The sequence below is a fragment of the Lonsdalea britannica genome (assembly GCF_946477055.1).
Taxonomy (GTDB): Bacteria; Pseudomonadota; Gammaproteobacteria; order Enterobacterales; family Enterobacteriaceae; genus Lonsdalea; species Lonsdalea britannica_A.
This window is the reverse complement of record NZ_CAMKXG010000046.1, coordinates 1-17,609: the sequence shown is the minus strand read 5'-3', so window position 1 is coordinate 17,609 and position 17,609 is coordinate 1. Positions and strand designations below refer to the sequence as shown.

General features: G+C 57.9%; 17 protein-coding genes. 2 read left to right on the top strand and 15 right to left on the bottom strand.

Going from position 1 to position 17,609, the window contains the following annotated elements:
* Nucleotides 1-67 precede the first annotated feature (67 nt).
* From Q7O77_RS05360 to Q7O77_RS05310, 11 genes are all read right to left on the bottom strand, one after another.
* Nucleotides 68-856, bottom strand: a complete 789-nt coding sequence (locus Q7O77_RS05360) for a siderophore-interacting protein (RefSeq protein ID WP_304164063.1) — start codon at nt 854-856, stop codon at nt 68-70.
* A 90-nt stretch (nt 857-946) separates the two neighbouring features.
* A complete protein-coding gene (locus Q7O77_RS05355; protein ID WP_304164061.1) occupies nt 947-2,350 on the bottom strand; it encodes an efflux transporter outer membrane subunit in 1,404 nt (467 codons plus the stop codon).
* A 3-nt stretch (nt 2,351-2,353) separates the two neighbouring features.
* Nucleotides 2,354-5,461 carry an efflux RND transporter permease subunit gene (locus tag Q7O77_RS05350; protein ID WP_304164059.1) on the bottom strand — a complete coding sequence of 1,036 codons (3,108 nt, stop codon included), beginning with the start codon at nt 5,459-5,461 and terminating at the stop codon, nt 2,354-2,356.
* Nucleotides 5,461-6,582 carry an efflux RND transporter periplasmic adaptor subunit gene (locus tag Q7O77_RS05345; RefSeq protein ID WP_304164057.1) on the bottom strand — a complete coding sequence of 374 codons (1,122 nt, stop codon included), beginning with the start codon at nt 6,580-6,582 and terminating at the stop codon, nt 5,461-5,463. The genes Q7O77_RS05350 and Q7O77_RS05345 overlap by 1 nt, the downstream gene beginning before the upstream one ends.
* Before the next feature lie 97 nt (nt 6,583-6,679).
* Entirely contained in the window at nt 6,680-7,330 is a 651-nt protein-coding gene (locus Q7O77_RS05340; RefSeq protein ID WP_304164055.1) for an O-methyltransferase, read from the bottom strand.
* Nucleotides 7,331-7,374: 44 nt separating this feature from the next.
* Nucleotides 7,375-7,905 carry a PadR family transcriptional regulator gene (locus Q7O77_RS05335; RefSeq protein WP_304164053.1) on the bottom strand — a complete coding sequence of 177 codons (531 nt, stop codon included), beginning with the start codon at nt 7,903-7,905 and terminating at the stop codon, nt 7,375-7,377.
* 235 nt (nt 7,906-8,140) lie between these two features.
* Nucleotides 8,141-8,716: an isopentenyl-diphosphate Delta-isomerase gene (gene idi / locus Q7O77_RS05330; RefSeq protein WP_304164051.1), complete on the bottom strand. Its 576-nt coding sequence runs from the start codon at nt 8,714-8,716 to the stop codon at nt 8,141-8,143.
* 50 nt (nt 8,717-8,766) lie between these two features.
* Entirely contained in the window at nt 8,767-9,198 is a 432-nt protein-coding gene (locus tag Q7O77_RS05325) for a hypothetical protein (protein WP_304164049.1), read from the bottom strand.
* 55 nt (nt 9,199-9,253) lie between these two features.
* A complete protein-coding gene (locus Q7O77_RS05320) occupies nt 9,254-9,970 on the bottom strand; it encodes a DUF554 domain-containing protein (protein WP_304164047.1) in 717 nt (238 codons plus the stop codon).
* Between the two features lie 46 nt (nt 9,971-10,016).
* On the bottom strand, nt 10,017-10,601 hold the full coding sequence (locus Q7O77_RS05315) for a UbiX family flavin prenyltransferase (protein ID WP_085651886.1): 585 nt from the start codon (nt 10,599-10,601) through the stop codon (nt 10,017-10,019).
* A gap of 9 nt (nt 10,602-10,610) precedes the next feature.
* Nucleotides 10,611-12,107: a UbiD family decarboxylase gene (locus Q7O77_RS05310; protein ID WP_304164045.1), complete on the bottom strand. Its 1,497-nt coding sequence runs from the start codon at nt 12,105-12,107 to the stop codon at nt 10,611-10,613.
* A 353-nt stretch (nt 12,108-12,460) separates the two neighbouring features.
* Between Q7O77_RS05310 and Q7O77_RS05305 the strand changes: the two genes are divergently transcribed.
* Nucleotides 12,461-13,435: a LysR family transcriptional regulator gene (locus Q7O77_RS05305; RefSeq protein ID WP_304164044.1), complete on the top strand. Its 975-nt coding sequence runs from the start codon at nt 12,461-12,463 to the stop codon at nt 13,433-13,435.
* Here Q7O77_RS05305 and yghX read toward each other — a convergent pair.
* Nucleotides 13,423-14,310 carry a YghX family hydrolase gene (yghX, locus tag Q7O77_RS05300; RefSeq protein WP_304164043.1) on the bottom strand — a complete coding sequence of 296 codons (888 nt, stop codon included), beginning with the start codon at nt 14,308-14,310 and terminating at the stop codon, nt 13,423-13,425. The genes Q7O77_RS05305 and yghX overlap by 13 nt on opposite strands.
* A gap of 322 nt (nt 14,311-14,632) precedes the next feature.
* On the opposite strand from yghX, the gene Q7O77_RS05295 reads away from it, so the two are divergent.
* Nucleotides 14,633-15,448 carry a Cof-type HAD-IIB family hydrolase gene (locus Q7O77_RS05295; protein WP_304164041.1) on the top strand — a complete coding sequence of 272 codons (816 nt, stop codon included), beginning with the start codon at nt 14,633-14,635 and terminating at the stop codon, nt 15,446-15,448.
* A 24-nt stretch (nt 15,449-15,472) separates the two neighbouring features.
* Here Q7O77_RS05295 and umuC read toward each other — a convergent pair whose 3' ends face one another.
* The 3 genes from umuC to Q7O77_RS05280 form a co-directional block, all read right to left on the bottom strand.
* Complete coding sequence (gene umuC, locus Q7O77_RS05290; RefSeq protein WP_304164039.1) at nt 15,473-16,741, bottom strand: translesion error-prone DNA polymerase V subunit UmuC; 1,269 nt, start codon at nt 16,739-16,741, stop codon at nt 15,473-15,475.
* A 3-nt stretch (nt 16,742-16,744) separates the two neighbouring features.
* The gene (umuD, locus tag Q7O77_RS05285) at nt 16,745-17,173 is read right to left on the bottom strand and encodes a translesion error-prone DNA polymerase V autoproteolytic subunit (protein ID WP_304164037.1); all 429 of its coding nucleotides are present in this window, start codon (nt 17,171-17,173) and stop codon (nt 16,745-16,747) included.
* Between the two features lie 248 nt (nt 17,174-17,421).
* On the bottom strand, nt 17,422-17,609 hold a 188-nt coding region (locus Q7O77_RS05280), incomplete at its 5' end, for a hypothetical protein (protein ID WP_304164035.1).

Sequence of the window (17,609 nt, the reverse complement as noted above, 5' to 3'; positions counted from 1 at the left end):
AAAAGCGGTGAAGCGCGCCGTATCGCGCGCTTGCATTCTGTCTATCGGCGAAGAAAGGGGCTTGAGGTTATTCGGCCGCTTGCTTCCAGTAGGCCACAACGCGCACATAGTCCTCGTCCAGCCCCAGAGGACCGGTCAGGTAGTTTTTCAACGTGAACATTTTGTGGTTCTCGCCGGTGGCCCAGACAAAGTAGTCGTCTTTGGGGAGCGACAGTCGATCCACCGCGGCGATGAGTTTCTGGGCGTCGTCATTGCCGTCCCGCGTTATCCATTCCAGCGTCATGCCGCTTTTAACCGGAATAGAGGGACGCGCCTGATTCTCTTCACTCTCGATAAATACCGCGCCGCGCGTGGCATCCGGCAGTTCCTGAAGTCGACGCAGAAGCGCCGGGATGCCGGTTTCATCGCAGATCAGCAGTTGCCAGGCATAGTCCGCCGGGATCTGAATCGAGCCGCGTGGACCGCCCATGCCGATCACGTCTCCCGCTTTCGCCGCCCGCGCCCACTCGGAGGCAACGCCGTCGGCGTGCAGATAGAAGTCGATGGTGAGCTCACGCGCCGCGGCATCGAACTTGAGCGGCGTGTAGTCGCGGTTGGCCGGGCGCACATCGCCCCAGATCGGGCCGTCAGGACCGTTCTTCGGAAGATGTAGCTCGCCGGTGACGCGGTCGGGGAAGAACAGCTTTACGTGGTCGTCGAATCCGGGGCTATTGAAACCGTCGAGGTCATCGCCGGTGAAGACGATACGCTGGAACGGACCGGGAAGGCATGAGGTGGTTTTCACCGTCAGTTGACGAAACACCAGCGGCAGGCGTACACGGGTAGGCAGCCGGGATGTCGAGGATTCTGTTGTCATGGTTTACCCTGCGTTCAATCAATGGATAACAGACCGGGCGTCGCGCCCGATCGTGAACGGATAGGGCGACGGAGACCGTCGCCTCAGGTGTTACTGTTCCGTGGTAGGGCTGACGCCGCCGCCCAGCGACTCCCACAGCGTGATGCGGTTATTGAAGTCAGTTTGACGCAGTGCGATCAGCTCCAGCTGGGACGACCACAGTGTGCGTTGCGCCGTCAGGACGTTCAGATAATCGCCCACGCCGGACTGATAGCTTCGCTGCGCCAGCGTGAAACTGCGCTGCGCCGCCGCCACATACTGCTGCTGAGCGTCCAGCTGTTCCGCCAGCGTCTGACGACGCGCCAACGCATCGGCCACATCTTTAAAGGCGCTTTGGATCGCTTTCTCATAGGAAGCGATCAGCCCTTTTTTCTCTGCTTCAGCATACCGCAGTTGCGCCAGATTGCTGCCCCCGGTAAACAGCGGCAGGGTCACGCTGGGCGCGAACGACCAGATATTGGCGCCGTGGCTGAACAGATTGGATAGCGAATTGCTGCCGACGCCCGCGCTGGCGGTCAGCGACACCGTAGGGAAGAAGTTGGCGCGCGCGGCGCCGATATCCGCGTTGGCGCTCTTCAGACTGTATTCCGCTTCCTGTACGTCCGGTCGGCGTAACAGCACGCTGGAAGAAACACCGGCAGGCACCAGCGCGATGGCGCCGTCGTTGAGCTGGTCAAGCGGCACGGGTTGCAGGTTCTCCGGCACGGTCTCGCCCACCAGCAGGTTCAGGGCGTTGATGTCCTGTGCGACCAGCGTCTGATAGCTGGCGACGCTGGCGCGCGCCGACTGATAGACGGTCATCGCATCGCTGACGTCGGTCGCCGCGGCGACGCCCGCCGCCATCCGCCGCTCGGTGATGTGCAGAGAGTTGGCCGCGCTCGCCATCGTATCTTTGGCGAGTTGCAGATTGCTTTTGTCCGCCGCCAGCGTGATCCACGCCGTCGTGGTTTCGCCGATTAATGTCAGCCGCGTATTCTGCGCGGTGGCCTCGCTGGCCAGCCAGGTTTCCCGTGCCGCCCGCGAGAGGCTGCGATTGCGGCCGAACAGGTCGATTTCGAAGCTGCTGACCGCGCCTTGCGCTTCGCTGCTGCTGCCCACGCCGGAGTCGATCGTTCGGCTGCGGGTGTGGCTCAGTTCGGCATTTAGCGTCGGGAACAGACTGGCGCGCTCCTCGCCGTAGAGCGCTCTGGCGGCTTCAATATCCGCGATGGCTTTTTGCAAATCGCGGTTGCTGGCTAACGCCCGTTCCACGACGGTTTTGAGACGGGCGTCGTTCATGACGTGCTGCCAGTCGGTCAGCACCGCTTCGGGGGAGGCGGCGGCCTGACCGGTCTGCGTCGTGGCGCCCGGCCAGGTCGTGGGGACCGGCGCGGCGGGCCGCTGATAGTCCGGGTCGAGAGAAATACAGCCCGCGAGCAGCAGGGACAGTGAGAGAAGACTCATTCGATAAAACATGAATTACTCCTGAACGTCATGGCGACGGGTGAAATAATGTTTCACCAGCACGAAGAACAACGGCACGAAGAAGATCGCCAGCAGCGTGGCCGTCAGCGTTCCGCCAATAATCCCGGTCCCGATCGCGATACGACTGTTGGCCCCGGCGCCGGTGGCCAGCGCCAGCGGAATGACCCCGGCGATAAATGCCAACGATGTCATGATGATCGGCCGCAGACGCGTTTTGGCTGCCGACAGTACCGCGGCGCTCAGGGAACTGCCTTGCCGGACCGCCAATTCCGCAAACTCCACTATCAAGATGGCGTTCTTCGACGACAGCCCGATGGTGGTCAACAGCGCCACCTGGAAGTAAACGTCGTTGCTCAAGCCGCGTAGCAGGGCGGCCAGCGCGGCGCCGCAGATCCCGAGCGGAATGATCATGATGACGGAGAACGGCACCGACCAGCTTTCATACAGCGCCGCCAGACACAGGAACACCACCATAATGGAAATGGCGTACAGACCCAGCGCCTGACCGCTCGCCAGTTTCTCTTGCAGAGAGAGCCCGCTCCAGGCCCAGGTTGACCCCGACGGCAGCTGCGAGGCAATGGCTTCAATCTTGTTCATCGCGTCGCCGGAGCTGACGCCGTCGGCGTTTTCCCCAGTGATCTCGAACGAGGCGGAACCGTTATAGCGCGTCAGGGTTTCCGGACCGTAGGTCCAACTCGTCGAGGCGAAAGCGGAGAACGGGGCCATGCTGTCGTCGCTGCTGCGGACATACCACTTATTCAAGTCCGACGGTTTAGAACGGAACGGACTGTCGGCCTGGATGTAGACTTTTTTGACGCGGCCGCGGTCAATGAAGTCGTTGACGTACGTCCCGCCCCAGGCGCTGCTCAGCGTATCGGTCACGTCGCTCAGCGTCAGTCCCAGCGCGACGGCCTTGCTATTGTCGATATCCACCTGCAACTGCGGCATCTGCGGCAGGTCGTTGGCGCGGACCGACTTCAGTTCCGCGCTGGCGCCCGCCTGCTTCAGCAGCTGACTGCGCAGCTCCATCAGTTTGGCGCGTTCGGTGCTGCCGTCGGCCAGCAGCTCAAACGTAAAGCCACTGGTCTGACCCATCCCCTGTACCGACGGCGGCGTAGAGGCGAAGATGCGGGCGTCGCGTTCGGTGGACAGCGCTTTCATCGCGCGGTTGGCGATCGCCTGTGCGGTATTTTTCGAACCGGGGCGTTCGTCCCAGTTTTTCAGCGCGACGAAGGCCATCCCGGCGTTCTGACCGCTCCCGCTGAAGTTAAAGCCGGTGATGGTATAGATGACGCTTACGTTGTCTTTTTCCTCTTTGAGGAACCAGTCGGTGATGCGTTTGTTGACGGCGTTGGTCCGGTTAACCGTCGCCCCCGCCGGCAGAGTGTACTGCACCATGATCTGTCCCTGATCCTCGTTCGGCAAGAAGCTGCTGGGTAAGCGCCAGAGGAACAAGATCATCAGCGCGACGATGGCGGCGAACGCGATCAACATAACCAGCGGACGGCGGAGCACGGAGACCACGCGGTGGCTGTAGCCCTTTTGCGTGCGGGCGTAGAACCGGTTGAAGCCGCCGAAGAAGCCTTTCTTATGCGGTTTGCTGTGTTTCAGCAGCAGGCCGCACAGGGCGGGTGTCAGCGTCAATGCGACCACGACGGACAGCGCCATGGCGGAGATGATGGTGACGGAGAACTGGCGGTAGATCACCCCGGTCGAACCGCCGAAGAAGGTCATTGGCAGGAACACGGCGGAAAGCACCAGCGCGATGGCGATCAGCGCGCCGGATATCTCGCCCATCGATTTTTCGGTGGCCGCGCGGGCGGGGAGCCCCTCGTCGCGCATGATGCGCTCGACGTTTTCCACCACCACGATGGCGTCATCCACCAAGAGGCCGATGGCGAGCACCATCGCGAATAGCGTCAGGGTGTTGATCGAGTAGCCGAACAGCGCCAGAACGCCAAACGTCCCCAGCAGCACCACCGGCACCGCCAGCGCCGGGATCAGCGTGGCCCGCAGGTTTTGCAGGAACAGGTACATGACGATGATGACCAGCACGATCGCTTCGATCAGCGTCTTGACCACATCCTCAACCGAAATCTTGATGAAGTCGGTACTGTCCTTCGGATAGGCGATCTCGTAGCCTTCCGGCATGCTGTGGCTATATTCGTTGATTTTGGCTTTTACTAACTCTGCGGTATCCAGCGCGTTGGCGCCCGGCGCCAGCATGACGGCGATACCGGCGGAAGGATGGCCGTTGAGTCGGGAAGACGATGTGTAGTCTTCGCTGCCCATTTCGACGCGGGCGACATCGCTGATACGTACGACGGCGCCGTTAGACTCGCTTTTGACGATGATATTGCGGAATTGCTCCGGCGTTTGCAGGCGTGACTGCGCGCGTACCGTCGCCGTCAACTGCTGATCGGCGGAGGAGGGCTCCGCGCCGATTTTCCCGGCGGACAGCTGGATATTCTGCGCTTCAATCGCCGACTCGACGTCCGACGGCATCAGGCTGTAGGATGCCAGTTTATTCGGGTCCATCCAGATGCGAATGGCGTATTCGGAACCGAACACCCTCAGGCTACCGACGCCGCTGACGCGCGCCAGCGGGTCCTGCATGTTGCTGACCAGCCAGTCGGCGATATCCGAACTGGTGGCTTTGTCGGTCTTATCATACAGCGCCATGATCAGCAGGAAGTTGGACTGGGACTTGGTGACGGTGATCCCGGCGGACTGCACTTCAGACGGTAGCCGAGACTCCGCCTGCTGCACCTTGTTCTGGACCTGCACCTGCGCGGTGTCGGCGTTGGTGCCCTGAGCGAAGGTCACCTGAATTTCGACTTCGCCGTCCGAACTGCTGGTGGAGGTGAAGTAGAGCAGGTTGTCCAGCCCGGTCAGCTGCTGTTCGATGATTTGGGTGACGCTGTTTTCCAGCGTTTGCGCGGAAGCGCCGGTGTAGGTCGCTTTGATGCGCACGGAAGGCGGAGCCACGTCGGGATACTGCGCCACCGGCAATGACCGGATCGACATCAGCCCCGCCATCATGATGAGTATCGCGATCACCCAGGCGAAGACCGGGCGTCGCACAAAGAAACGGGAGAACATCAGTTAGCGCCTCCCGTCAGTTGAACTTCGACGGGGTTAACCGTACTGCCTACCGCGACCTTGTCGCTGCCTTCCACCAGCAGGCGATCGCCGCTTTTCAGGCCGCTGGTGATCAACCAATTGCTGCCGGTGGCCTCCGCCGTGACGACGGTACGGCGTTCCACCTTGTTGTCGGCCGTCACGACCAGCGCCGTCGCGTTGCCTTTCACGTCGCGCGTAATGCCCTGCTGGGGCGCCAGTATGGCGTCCTGAATCATGCCTTCATCCACTTTCGCGCGGACAAACATGCCGGGCAGCAGCACATGGTCGGGATTGGGGAACACGGAGCGCAGCGTAACGGACCCCGTGGATTCGTCGACGGCGACTTCCGTCAGCTCCAGACGTCCTTTATGCGGATAGACCGTTCCGTCTTCCAGCGTCAGGGTCACGTTCAGCGTATCGCTGTTGGTCGCCAGCGCCTGTTTGCGCAGGCGCAGCAGATCGGCACTGGAACGGGTCAGGTCCAAATACATCGTGTTCAGCGCACGGATCGTGGTGAGCGCGGTAGACTGCTGCGCGGTCACCAATGCCCCCGGCGTGACGCTTGAAATACCGATGCGTCCGGCGATAGGCGCCGTGACGGTGGTCCACTGCACGTTGATACGGGCGCTTTCCAGCGCGGCATTTTTTTCCAGTACGCTGGCCTTGTCCTGCTCACAGGTGGAGCGGGCATCGTCCGCATCCTGCTGCGACACGCCCTGTTCTTTGACCAGTCCGGCGTAGCGCTTGGCTTTCAGACAGTCGGACAAGACCAGCGCCTTGGCGCTCTGCAACGCGGCAGCGGCCTGATCGTAGGTCGCCTTATAGCTGGAGGGATCGATCTGGTACAGCGGCTGACCGGCTTTCACTTCGTCGCCTTCGGTAAACAGACGTTTTTGAATAATGCCGCCGACCTGAGGGATGACGTCAGACGTCAGCGTCGCGGCGGTGCGGCCGGTGAGTTCGCTTTCCAGCGTAAACGTGGTGGGCTTCAACGTCACGACGCCGACTTCGGTCGGCGCGGCGCTTTCGGTTTGCGTTTTACTGTTGTCGCAACCGCTCAAACCTATCAATGTCAAAAGGCATAACATGCGTAACTGCATAGCGTTTCCCCGTATTTCGGCGAGATGAATTCGGTGATGGCAAAGTCTTAAAAAACTCAGGTTTAGGATTGTCGACGCGGTTTGGGCGACGACAACGTTAACGGATCTTCAGCGCCAGCTCGGTGCTGCCCTTGATAGGCAGGCTGACGGAGATAAACCCGTTGTTGGGATCCCGGAGGTAGTCGAGAAAGTCCGGCTCGGCGTTATCGTTAAGCACCATGCCGCCGACCCGCAGCTGCGGCGCGACGACTTCGATGACGTCGCGCGCCAGCGAAACGCCGCGCGTGGAGGGCCAACCGTCGATCAGGGCGAAATCGACATCGCCGCCCAGATCCCGGAGCGTTTCCCGCGCGTCGCCGACACGGATATCCGCATAGTCGGACAATCCGGCTTCGGCCAGATGTCGTTGCGCGATGGCCGCTTTTTCCGGCACCAGTTCAGCACCGATGACCTTGCCGTGACCGTTATCTTTCATGGCGGCCGCAAAGTAGAGCGCGGACATACCGATTGAGGTGGCGAAGTCGACAACCCGTGTCGCCCGCAGTGAGCGGCAGAGTAGATAAATCAGTTCCCCCTGCGTGGGGTGAATGGAGAAACCGCAATCGGTGAAGTTTTCCGGTGCGTTGGCCATCGTTTCTGGCGATGTGTCGGCGGAAGGGAAAGCCCGGTTGCGGTTCAGTCTGTCAATGACGGCAAGGATTTTGGGGTCGTTGATCGTATTGACGTGGTTGAATGAGTCTAATGTCATACCTGTAGGCCTGTGTCATGCGCTAAGTTAAAAGCGGCTCGGCGTCAACGTGAGTCAATCGTCCGTGCTGCGGTTTCAATGGCATCCCTTATTTGTTTAACTTCATCCGAGCTCAGGTCTTTGTGGTGTAATTTTTTTCTTATACAGCTCTTCAAATTGTCCAGCGCGTCGTCGATGCTCTGAATCCTCTGGGGATTATGGGTTAAAACCAGCGCTTTTAACTTTCCTAGCGTTGTCAGCAAATTCACATTTTGCTTATCAAGATATTTCTTACCCTTTAGCGTGATGGCGAACTGTTTCTTGCCGTTGTCTGCCCCATGCACGGTGGCCAGTCCCTCCGCCTCCAGCGAGGACAAGAGCGGATATATCACTCCCGGGCTGGGGACATAGGCGCCCTGGGAGTAGTCCTCCACCGAACGGATAATTTCATAGCCATGAGTCGGGTTAATGCGGGTCAGATATAAAATTAGCAGAATCAGCTCCTGCCGATTGAACACCTTCGCTCGTTTACAGGACCGATGAGGATGCTTATCGCTGACTCCATCAACGTGAGACGTCGAATTTTTCATGCCCATTTTGCGCGAGAATTATTCTGTTTTTACCGTGTTGCTAAGATATATCTTGGGGAAAATAAGCGTCAATACGCCCCGTGACATCAGGGCGTAATGAAGTGAAAGCGGCGTGTTTGTTTGTATTTCCAATCATTTCCTCGCCCCGGAAAACGCGTATTTACCGCTCACAGAGCACGTTGCCGCCAGTACGAGGAACAGGGCGCGAGCGTGGACGAATCTCCCTCTCTCTCCGCCTGACTTATAACGATGACGTCGGCTCCGTCAGTGACGCGACGAACGCCAGCAGGCGACCTTGAATCACCGGATTGGCGAGCTGCTGCACCATCCACGGGCTGAACGCCCACGGGGTTTTGGCCGCGGCGTCGATCAGGTCGGTCAGATCGACCCAGCGGTAGTCGAGAACTTCATCGGCGCGCGGCGAGAGGTCGCTGGCGAGAACCGCCATAAACACCGGACAATACTCGTTCTCCACAATGCCGGAGGCGCTGGTGACGCAATAGCTGAATTCGTCGTCCACCAGCGTGATCCGCGCCACGTCTGCGCCCAGTTCGTAGCGGCAGCGGCGACTGACCGCATCTTCCCGTTTTTCATTCAACTGAGGATGACCGCACACCGAGTTGGTCCAGACGCCGGGCCAGGCTTTTTTGCTCAAGGCGCGGCGTGTGGTCAGAAATTTGCCGTCGGGGGTGAACAAATAGCTGGAAAAGCCCAAATGCAGGGGCGTGTTATGGGTATGCACCACACTTTTGTCCATCGTACCGATGGGATTTCTGTCGGCGTCCAGCAACACGACGTGTTCCGGTGGGGTCGTCATAGGCTTCCTCAAGACTTCAGGTATTCATACTGTCGGCGGTCAGGCGGCGGTCATTCCCGCGACCAGTGTTCCTTAGCGCCGAACAGGGTAGCATTGTCGGTAAACTTTATCGTCTGCAGCGCCAGCCGCCAAACTTCCGTCAGGGGTTTCAGGCGGGCAATGGGATGGCGGGCCACGTAGAGGCTGAGCGCGTCGCGTCGTTCGTTTCCGAAGAGTTGGCTGACCGAGGCCAGATATTGAATGCCGCAGATGTCGCGAATTTTCTCGGGCTGGCCGCTGATGGTGCCGCTAATCCGGCCGCCGGCCGCCATCACGCCGCCGTGGCGCGTGCTACTGCTGGACAGGACGATCAGGCTGGCATTGGCGGCATCGAATGCATAGAAACAGCTGGCGCTCCACAGGCCCTCTTCGTCCAGCGTCGTCAGCGACAGCACATGATGATGTTCAATAAACGTCGCGGCGGAAGCCGGTAATGGTTGCATCTTTCCTCTCTTTATTGTGGACCCGGTCATCCAAACCGGGTCCGCGGGTCATACATCAGGCGATGTAGGTAGACCATAGATGGGAGAGCGGCATGACCAGAAACAGTCCCGGCAGCATATTGGCGACGGGAAACAGCTTGATGCCGCTAATCCTTAACCCGGTTGCCAGCATGATGAGTCCGCCAGCTGCGGAGAAGTCCGCCATCATATCGGGCGTCGTCATCGGCAGGATCATCGCGGCCAGCATCGCCAGTCCAAGCTGAATAAGCAGCTGCGGAATAGCGATCGTGATGACAGCATACCCCAATAGCGTAGCGAAGATGGCCGAAGTAAACAGATCCAGCGCCGTCTTGATGTACAGAATTGACGGGTCGCCGGTCATGCCTTCGTGCATGGCACCGAAAATCCCGGTGCCGCTGGCGCAGAACAGCACCAGGATCGCGACGAATTTATCCGTGAATTCGGAGTGTGAGATGCCTTCTACGGCGGGGAAAATGCGGTCGATCAACCCACGCGTGGTGCCTGCCGCCTTTCCGATGCCTTTTTCGATGTACAACAGCTCGCCCAGAATGGCGCCGAGGATCATGGCCAGCACGACGGCAGGCATGAATTTCACCTTGATGATCAGCATGATCCCAAGGCCCATAGAGCACAGGCCGAACGTCAGGGGTAAGGCGGTTCTAATTCTCTCGGGAAGCCGCGTACTGATGAGCGCGCCGAGCAGGCCGCCAACCACGATAGCCGCTCCGTTCACATAAGGTCCGATTAGCATTTCTCGTTATCCTTGTTATTTTTTTCAGTTTTATGCCGTAGCACGTCTACGGCCTGGTGTTGACTGAATTGTCTCCCCAGCGGGGCAATGTGTTGACCTCAAGACCAAACAAATCGAGCGCGCGTCCCACGCTGTGGGTGATGATGTCATCCGGCGTCTGCGGGCGTTGGTACAGCGCCGGGACGGGCGGAAAGATAATGCCGCCCATTTCCGTCACCTGCTGCATATTGCGCAGGTGCCCCAGATTCAGGGGCGTTTCCCGTGCCATCAGCACCAGCTGGCGGCGCTCTTTGAGCACGACGTCCGCGGCGCGCGTCAGCAGATTATCCGTCAGACAGTGGGCGATGGCGGCCAGCGATCGCATGGAGCAGGGCGCGACCAGCATGCCCAGCGTCTTGAACGAGCCGCTGGAAATCGATGCGCCGAGATTTTTACACTCGTGTACCACATCTGCCAGCGCAATCACCTCTTCCATCTTGTAGTCAGTTTCCAGGGCGCAGGTTTTTTCTGCGCCCGCGGAGACCACCAGATGGACTTCCACATCCTGTGCTTTCAGCAGCTCAAGCGCTTTAACGCCGTACTGAAAGCCCGATGCGCCGCTGATGCCTACGATAATACGTCGGGTGGTCATCTTCCCCCCTTATTCGAAGTCTGGCAGGAAGCGTTTAACGTCGACCTCTTTGAACTTCGAACGCTCGAAGTGCGGTTTGAGGGTGAACGGCACGGTACAGTCGAAAATGGTCTTACAGGACATGCCTTCCTGCAAAATCGACGGGCTGTATTCGGGCACCTGCGACGGATCCAGCGGATGGCAGCGTACGCCGGGGATGAAGACGGTGTCGACATCGCCCTGATAGCGGGTTTGCATTGCCCACATCACATCGTCGCTGTCGAAGATATCCACGTCTTCGTCGACCAGAATCACGTGCTTCAATTCCGGAAATGCGGAGAACGCTAACAGCGCAGCCTGACGCTGACGGCCTTCGTCCACCGGCGAGGATTTCTTGAACTGCATCACCGCCAGCAGTTTACCGCCGCCCGCAGAGTGAGCGAACACATTCAGCAGCTTGCCTGGCATCGCCCGGTTGACCATGTCCAGAATACTGGCTTCGGTAGGAATCCCCGCCATGTTGACGTGTTCTTCGCCGGGACCGACGGTGGTGCGCCAAATTGGATTGTGGCGATGGGTGACGGCTTTCACTTTAATGACCGGCAGCGAGGCTTTGGCTCCCCCGGTGTAGCCAGGGAATTCCGGCATGGCTTTCCCGGTGTCGGTATTCTGGTCTTCACGGACACGCACATCCGGCAGCAGTTCGCCTTCGATGACGATTTCGGAATGGCCGATAGCGTATTCGTTGATGGTTTTGCATTTCACCAGCTCAACGGCATGGCCGCGCAGCGCACCAGCGACGCTCAGTTCGTCAAAGCCCAGCGGCGTTGTCGGCGGCTCGAAGCAGGCGGCGATTTCAATGGCCGGATCGACGCCGATGCTGATGGAGATGGGCAGCGGTTTGCCCGCCGCTTCCGCTTTCTGGCGGAAGGCATCGATATGACGGCCCGGCGTCAGCCACATGGACAGCTCGTCGCGGCTCTGTACGCAGAGGCGGTGAATGGTAATGTCGGATTCGCCGGTATCGGGGTCGGAGGCGTAGCACAGTCCCATAGTGATGTAAGGGCCGGCGTCTTCGGCGGTGTTCGTCGGGGCGGGCAGGAGGGTGCGCAGGTCAAAATCGGCGTCGCTCGCCAGATGGACCACTTCCTGACACACCGCGTTGTTATCGTTCACTCTGACGGGGGCGATGGGATGCTGGACCGAGTCTTTCAGCAGGTGTCCCAGACGTTCCGGCTCGCAGTTAAGGAAGTGGCCGACGCGTTTACGGGAGCCGTTCAGGCCGATCGCTACGCTGATATCGTTGAACCCTTTAATCTTGTTGAAGATCATCACCGGGCCGTTTTTGCGTGTTGGCCGCATGCAGGTGCCGCCCGCGCCGACATAGCGATAGACCCCGGACAGTTCGGCCTGAGGATCGACTTCAACGTCGGTGGACACCAGTTCGCCCGGCAGCGTTTTCAACAACGCCAGTGCGGAGCGCAGATCGTGTACCTGATGATCCGGCTTATTTTTCATGTTAGACATAACGACACTCCTTATGGGAAGGCAATATATTTGCTGAGGAAAAATATATGACTGCATGACCCTCCCGACAAATACCATTTAAGTAGTAGCGCTCATATCAAAGCGATCTACCCTGTCGTTATTTATTCGTTTTCTTTATTCAAGCAGCGAGCAAAGATATGTTTATCGCAACGCGGGGAAGGATCAATAATCAATAAACAATAACATATTGGCAACAATTAATTTTCGAATACGATCCGTGCCTGTCGGTTCTGATTATTGCGACATCGGGACAAAATCGACCGTTTCCATTTATGGTAAGCTGAAGCTTATGATCGCCTTGTTGGTGTGCTTGTCCGTGTGAAGAGGCTGGTATGGATCTGAAAAGACTTAAGTATTTTTGTAAGGTGGTTGAGGAGGGCTCTATCAGCCAGGCCGCCCGGCAGCTGAATATGGCGCAGCCGCCGTTGAGCAAACGTATTCATGAACTGGAAGAGGAATTAAACGTCTCCCTTTTTGTACGGACAGCAAAAAGAATTGAACCCACGGAAGCCGGATTTTATCTTTATAAAAAAGCCTGCGAAATATTACGTCTGATTGAAAATACCTCGCGGGAAACCATTGCCATTGCGAATAAAGAAAACAAAGTATTAAAAATTGGCTTGTCGCATTTATTTCAATGTTATTTCAAACCGCTGTTTTTAGAATTACATCGCCGTAATCCTGAGGTGATATTAAATATTTCCGTTTCAGACTCCAGTAATCTCGAACAGTCGCTTAACGACGGCTTAATTGATATTGCGCTGATCCAAAAGCCTTACCACTGCAAAGGATTCGCCTGCCTGGCGTTTGACCCGGTGCGGCTGGTGGCGGTCGTCAACAAGGCGCTGTTACCGGAAAAACCAGAGGGGCCTTTCCCTTATCTCGATGTGGGCCGCTGGCCGCTGCTGTTATTGCATCGGGCGCGCGATCCCGGCACCTATGAAAGCCTGCTGGATCACTTTCGCAAGGGCGGCGTCGATCCGGAGGTGATGATGCATGTGACTCAGCCCGGCGTCATTCTCGACTGGTTGGAATCCGGTCTGGAAGCCGCGACGCTGTTGCCCTCATCGGAGGTGGACCGCGAGCGGCTGCAACATTGCCACGTCATCGACGTTTTTCCGTCGCCGCAGGTCTTTTTCCCCGCGATGGTCAAGATGTCCGCCACGCCGTACATGCAGGAGCTGATGGAGATTATTCAGGATGGATATCCGTTCACTGAGGGGAGCAGGGCCAGCGAGCAAATGCGTTGGGAAGAAAGCGCCGACGCCGTATTACCGACGTCGACGGACAACACTCAGGCTAGATAACGGCGGAACCAGGTAAGGGTTCTCTCCCAGGCCAGATCGGCGGCGGCCTTGTCATAACGCGGCGTAGAGTCGTTATGGAAACCGTGATTAACGCCGGGATAGATGTAGCCCTCATAGGTTTTGTTATTCGCCTTGAGCGCTTCCTCATAGGCGGGCCAGCCCTCGTTGATCCGCGTATCCAGCTCGGCGTAGTGGATCAGCAGCGGTGCCTTGATGCGGGGCACGTCTTCGACTTTCGGCTGGCGGCCGTAAAAAGGCACGGCCGCCGCCAGCTCTGGGTAGGCCACGGCGGCGGCATTCGCCACGCCACCGCCATAGCAGAATCCGGTGATCCCGACCTTGCCGGTGGTGCGCTCATCTTCTAGTAAGAATTCCACGGCGGCGAAGAAGTCGTTCATCAGCTTGGTCGGGTCGACCTGCTGTTGGAGTTCGCGACCCTTATCGTCGTTGCCGGGATAGCCGCCGACGGAGCTGAGTCCATCCGGCGCCAGCGCGATAAAGCCCGCCTTGGCGACGCGACGCGCGACATCTTCGATATACGGGTTCAGACCGCGGTTTTCATGGGCGACGACCACGGCCGGCAGTTTGCCTTTCGCTCCCGCAGGGAGAACCAGATAGCCGCGCACTTTGCCGTGACCGTTGGGAGAAGGGTAGGTGATATAGGACGGGGAAATGGTCGGATCGGTAAACTCCACCTGCTGCGCCAGCGCATAGTTGGGGCTCATCAAACCGAGCAAAGCGACCGCCGTCAGACCGCCGACGGTGTATTTCGCGGCTTTCTCGAGGAACTGGCGTTTGGTGATCTTGCCGTGCGCATAGTAGTCATAAAGTTCGAGCAGCTCCGGCGGAAAATCTTTTGCGGTAAGACGGGTCATTCACGCGCTCCTTCTGTCCATGTTTTGAACTTTAATTTAACAGAAGGTTAACGGATGTCGAGAGTGCCCACGCCGTGATTTCCCCTCATAAAATCCCCCGCCAATCCCTCATCAAGCCCGGTATTCAAGGGGAAAGGCGCGCGGCGACTTCTGGTTAACAAGGTGTAAAGATTTGAAAAGCTTTTTCACCGTTCAACTGCGCCTGTCGCGCCTTCAGCAGACCATCGAGGCCGGTTTTGCGCCATCTCTCGCCGATTGCGTGTAGAGGGGTTTTGTATACACTAAACCCGCAGTGATACCTTTCTATCCGGGGATGTGATGTATGATAAAAATGATTGCAGTTGATATGGACGGTACGTTTCTCAATAACGATAAGCAGTTCAACAAAACCCGATTTTCCAGGCAGTACGCGCAGCTAAAACAAGACGGCATTCGGTTCGTCGTCGCCAGCGGTAACCAGTACTATCAGCTCCTTTCTTTCTTCCCTGACATTCGCGACGAAATTGCCTTTGTGGCCGAAAATGGCGCGTACGTGGTCACCGGCGGACAACCGATTTTCTGCGGCGAACTCGCGCCTGCGGACGTGCGCAAGGTGATTGAGGTGCTGTCCGCGATCCCCTACATCCAGTTCGTGGTTTGCGGCAAAGACAGCGCCTATGTTTATGCGTCTTCCACCGACGATTTCCTGCAACTGATTGCCAAACACTATTACCGCATTGAACAGCGTGACGATTTTGACGGTCTGACGGACACGATCTTCAAGTTCTCGCTTAGCGTGCCGGACGATCAGATCCCCGCGTTGATGGAGCACATCGGACATGCGCTCGACGGCATCGTCAAACCGGTGTCCAGCGGATTCGGTTTTGTCGATTTGATTATTCCCGGCGTCCATAAAGCCCACGGGATCGCGCTGTTGCAGCAACGCTGGCACATCGAAAATGACGAAGTGGTGGCGATCGGCGACAGCGGCAATGACGAGGAAATGCTACGGCAGGCGGGATTCGGCGTGGCGATGGCGAATGCTCAGCCTAAAATCCGCGAAGTCGCGAAGTACCATACCGAAAGCAATCAAGAAGAGGGCGCGCTCAACGTCATCGAACGGGTATTAACCCACAGCGCGCCGTTCGACCAGTGCTAATCACGTCCCTGTGAAGAGGCCCGTCTAGGCAATTTTGGCGACGGGCAGCTCACTCCATCGCGTCGTATAGGCGGGAGACAGCATCTCTCTTTTCATCTGCCACGTTGGGGAGATGCCCTGACCGGCGAACCAGACCTTACTCGATCCTTCGTGGTTAATTTTATCGATAACGCTCATCAGCGCCGTGCTGTTGGGCCGGGGCGGGTTGTCATCAAAGAGATGCAGCTGGGTGCGGTGAAGCGGCGAAAAATCGTTGAGCATGACACCGGCTTTCATGTAACGCGGCCCGTCCTTCCAGATTCTTTCCAGACCGCGTACGGCGGCGGCCACGATATCCCGCGTATCTTGCGTGCCCGACAGCAGCTGTTCGCTGGCGCTGTTGGCATAGAAGATCTCATTGTGCGCGTGGGGCGACGACCGTATGAAGATGGCGACCTGCCGGCAGAGTTGTTTCTCCGCGCGCAGCTTTTCCGCGGCGCGTTCCGCATAGCGACAGACGGCCTGATGCATCTCCTCCAGACGGGTGATGCGGACGCCAAAAGAGCGGCTGCAGACGATGTGCTCTTTCGTCGGGGTTTCCTCCTCAAACTCAATGCAGGGTTCGCCGCGCAGCTCTCGGACGGTACGCTCCATCACCACGCTGAAGTGCTTACGGATAAACGACGTCGGCGAGCGTGCCAGATCGAGCGCGGTCGTGATACCCAGCGAGTGCAGTCGGCGCGTGGTCCTTCTGCCGACGCCCCAGACATCTTCCACGGGGGTGAGCGACATCAGTTTCTGTAGTCGAATCGGGTGTGTGAGCGCGACGATGCCGCCGGTCGCGGGGTAGCGCTTGGCGGCATGGTTGCACAGCTTGGCCAGCGTTTTCGTTTTCGCCATACCCACGCCGACGGTCAGGCCCGTGGTGGCGTAGACGGCTTCTCTGACCTGTCGGCCGAACTGTTCAAACGATAAGGTGACGTCAATGCCCGTGATGTCCATCCACGCTTCATCGATGCTGTAGATCTCGACGCGCGGCGCCAGCGCTTCGAGCGTGGTCATGACCCTGGCGCTGAGATCGGCGTAAAGCGCATAGTTCGAGGTGAAGACGGCCACCTGCTGTTCCCGGAGCCGCTGACGCATCTGGAAGTAGGGCATCGCCATCGGAATGCCCAGCCGTTTGGCTTCCGCGTTGCGTGCGATCACGCAGCCGTCGTTATTGGACAGCACCACCACCGGTTTGCCTTTCAGATCAGGGCGAAACACGGTTTCGCAGGAGGCGTAAAACGCATTAACGTCGGCCAGCGCAAACATACATTACCTCTGCAGACTGTGAATGATGTGCGCCACGACGCCGAAGATCTCCAGCGCATTGGGATCGGGGTAGAGCGGGGCATAGGCCGGATTCATGGGCAGCAGCGCCAGCCGGGGTTTCAGCGCCAGCGTCTTCACCGTGAACTCTCCGTCGACCGCCGCGATGATCACATCGCCATGAGAGGCTTTGAGCGACCGGTCAACGACCAGCAGATCGCCGTCGTGTATGCCGACATCCACCATCGATTCGCCGCTGGCGCGCACAAAATAGGTCGCGCTGGGGTGTTTGATCAGCAGTTCATTCAAATCCAACGATTTTTCGACATAGTCCTGTGCCGGAGAAGGAAAGCCTGCCGCGCAATGGTCGCTGAATAAGGGAAGACTTATTTTAGGGGAATCCAACCGTGGAAGGAGCAAACGGTATGAACGCATGAAAGCCTCTTTAACTGGTTTTTTATACAGTATAATCACACCGTAAGCGGCTTGTGTAGAGCGGATTTTTCTTTATTCAGCGCGGTGCTGATTTAAAAAGATTTTTTTATTTCGACGACGAAAAAGAGGGCGCGGGATATCGTCACTGCCGGTGTATTCACCAAGAGGTTATATGATCCTGCTAAGTGGAAAATAAAACAGGAGCGTTATTTTGGCGTCACCGTCGTGGACGGTGTAAATAAGTCGCTTTACTTCCTTTCAATAAAAAGGCGGCGCTTCGGTAACGTTGAAAAAGAGACCGTCATACCGACTTTTCGATCATAGGCGAATAACGAAATCACGCTTTTTGGGCGTGAGCAATCATTTGCCTTGTGGAGATGTTTGGCTGTTTTAACCGCTATTTGTCTACCTGATGCGTCAACGTTAACGCCTTTTT

Excerpts from the sequence above, each read along its gene's own strand:
- Q7O77_RS05335 (WP_304164053.1), bottom strand. The coding sequence starts at position 7,905 with ATGGGCATGAAAAATTCGACGTCTCACGTTGATGGAGTCAGCGATAAG.
- Q7O77_RS05350 (WP_304164059.1), bottom strand. The coding sequence starts at position 5,461 with ATGTTCTCCCGTTTCTTTGTGCGACGCCCGGTCTTCGCCTGGGTGATC.
- idi (WP_304164051.1), bottom strand. The coding sequence starts at position 8,716 with ATGACGACCCCACCGGAACACGTCGTGTTGCTGGACGCCGACAGAAAT.
- Q7O77_RS05325 (WP_304164049.1), bottom strand. The coding sequence starts at position 9,198 with ATGCAACCATTACCGGCTTCCGCCGCGACGTTTATTGAACATCATCAT.
- Q7O77_RS05345 (WP_304164057.1), bottom strand. The coding sequence starts at position 6,582 with ATGCAGTTACGCATGTTATGCCTTTTGACATTGATAGGTTTGAGCGGT.
- Q7O77_RS05295 (WP_304164041.1), top strand. The coding sequence starts at position 14,633 with ATGATAAAAATGATTGCAGTTGATATGGACGGTACGTTTCTCAATAAC.
- umuD (WP_304164037.1), bottom strand. The coding sequence starts at position 17,173 with ATGCGTTCATACCGTTTGCTCCTTCCACGGTTGGATTCCCCTAAAATA.
- Q7O77_RS05310 (WP_304164045.1), bottom strand. The coding sequence starts at position 12,107 with ATGTCTAACATGAAAAATAAGCCGGATCATCAGGTACACGATCTGCGC.
- yghX (WP_304164043.1), bottom strand. The coding sequence starts at position 14,310 with ATGACCCGTCTTACCGCAAAAGATTTTCCGCCGGAGCTGCTCGAACTT.
- Q7O77_RS05360 (WP_304164063.1), bottom strand. The coding sequence starts at position 856 with ATGACAACAGAATCCTCGACATCCCGGCTGCCTACCCGTGTACGCCTG.
- Q7O77_RS05315 (WP_085651886.1), bottom strand. The coding sequence starts at position 10,601 with ATGACCACCCGACGTATTATCGTAGGCATCAGCGGCGCATCGGGCTTT.
- Q7O77_RS05320 (WP_304164047.1), bottom strand. The coding sequence starts at position 9,970 with ATGCTAATCGGACCTTATGTGAACGGAGCGGCTATCGTGGTTGGCGGC.
- Q7O77_RS05340 (WP_304164055.1), bottom strand. The coding sequence starts at position 7,330 with ATGACATTAGACTCATTCAACCACGTCAATACGATCAACGACCCCAAA.
- Q7O77_RS05305 (WP_304164044.1), top strand. The coding sequence starts at position 12,461 with ATGGATCTGAAAAGACTTAAGTATTTTTGTAAGGTGGTTGAGGAGGGC.
- Q7O77_RS05355 (WP_304164061.1), bottom strand. The coding sequence starts at position 2,350 with ATGTTTTATCGAATGAGTCTTCTCTCACTGTCCCTGCTGCTCGCGGGC.
- umuC (WP_304164039.1), bottom strand. The coding sequence starts at position 16,741 with ATGTTTGCGCTGGCCGACGTTAATGCGTTTTACGCCTCCTGCGAAACC.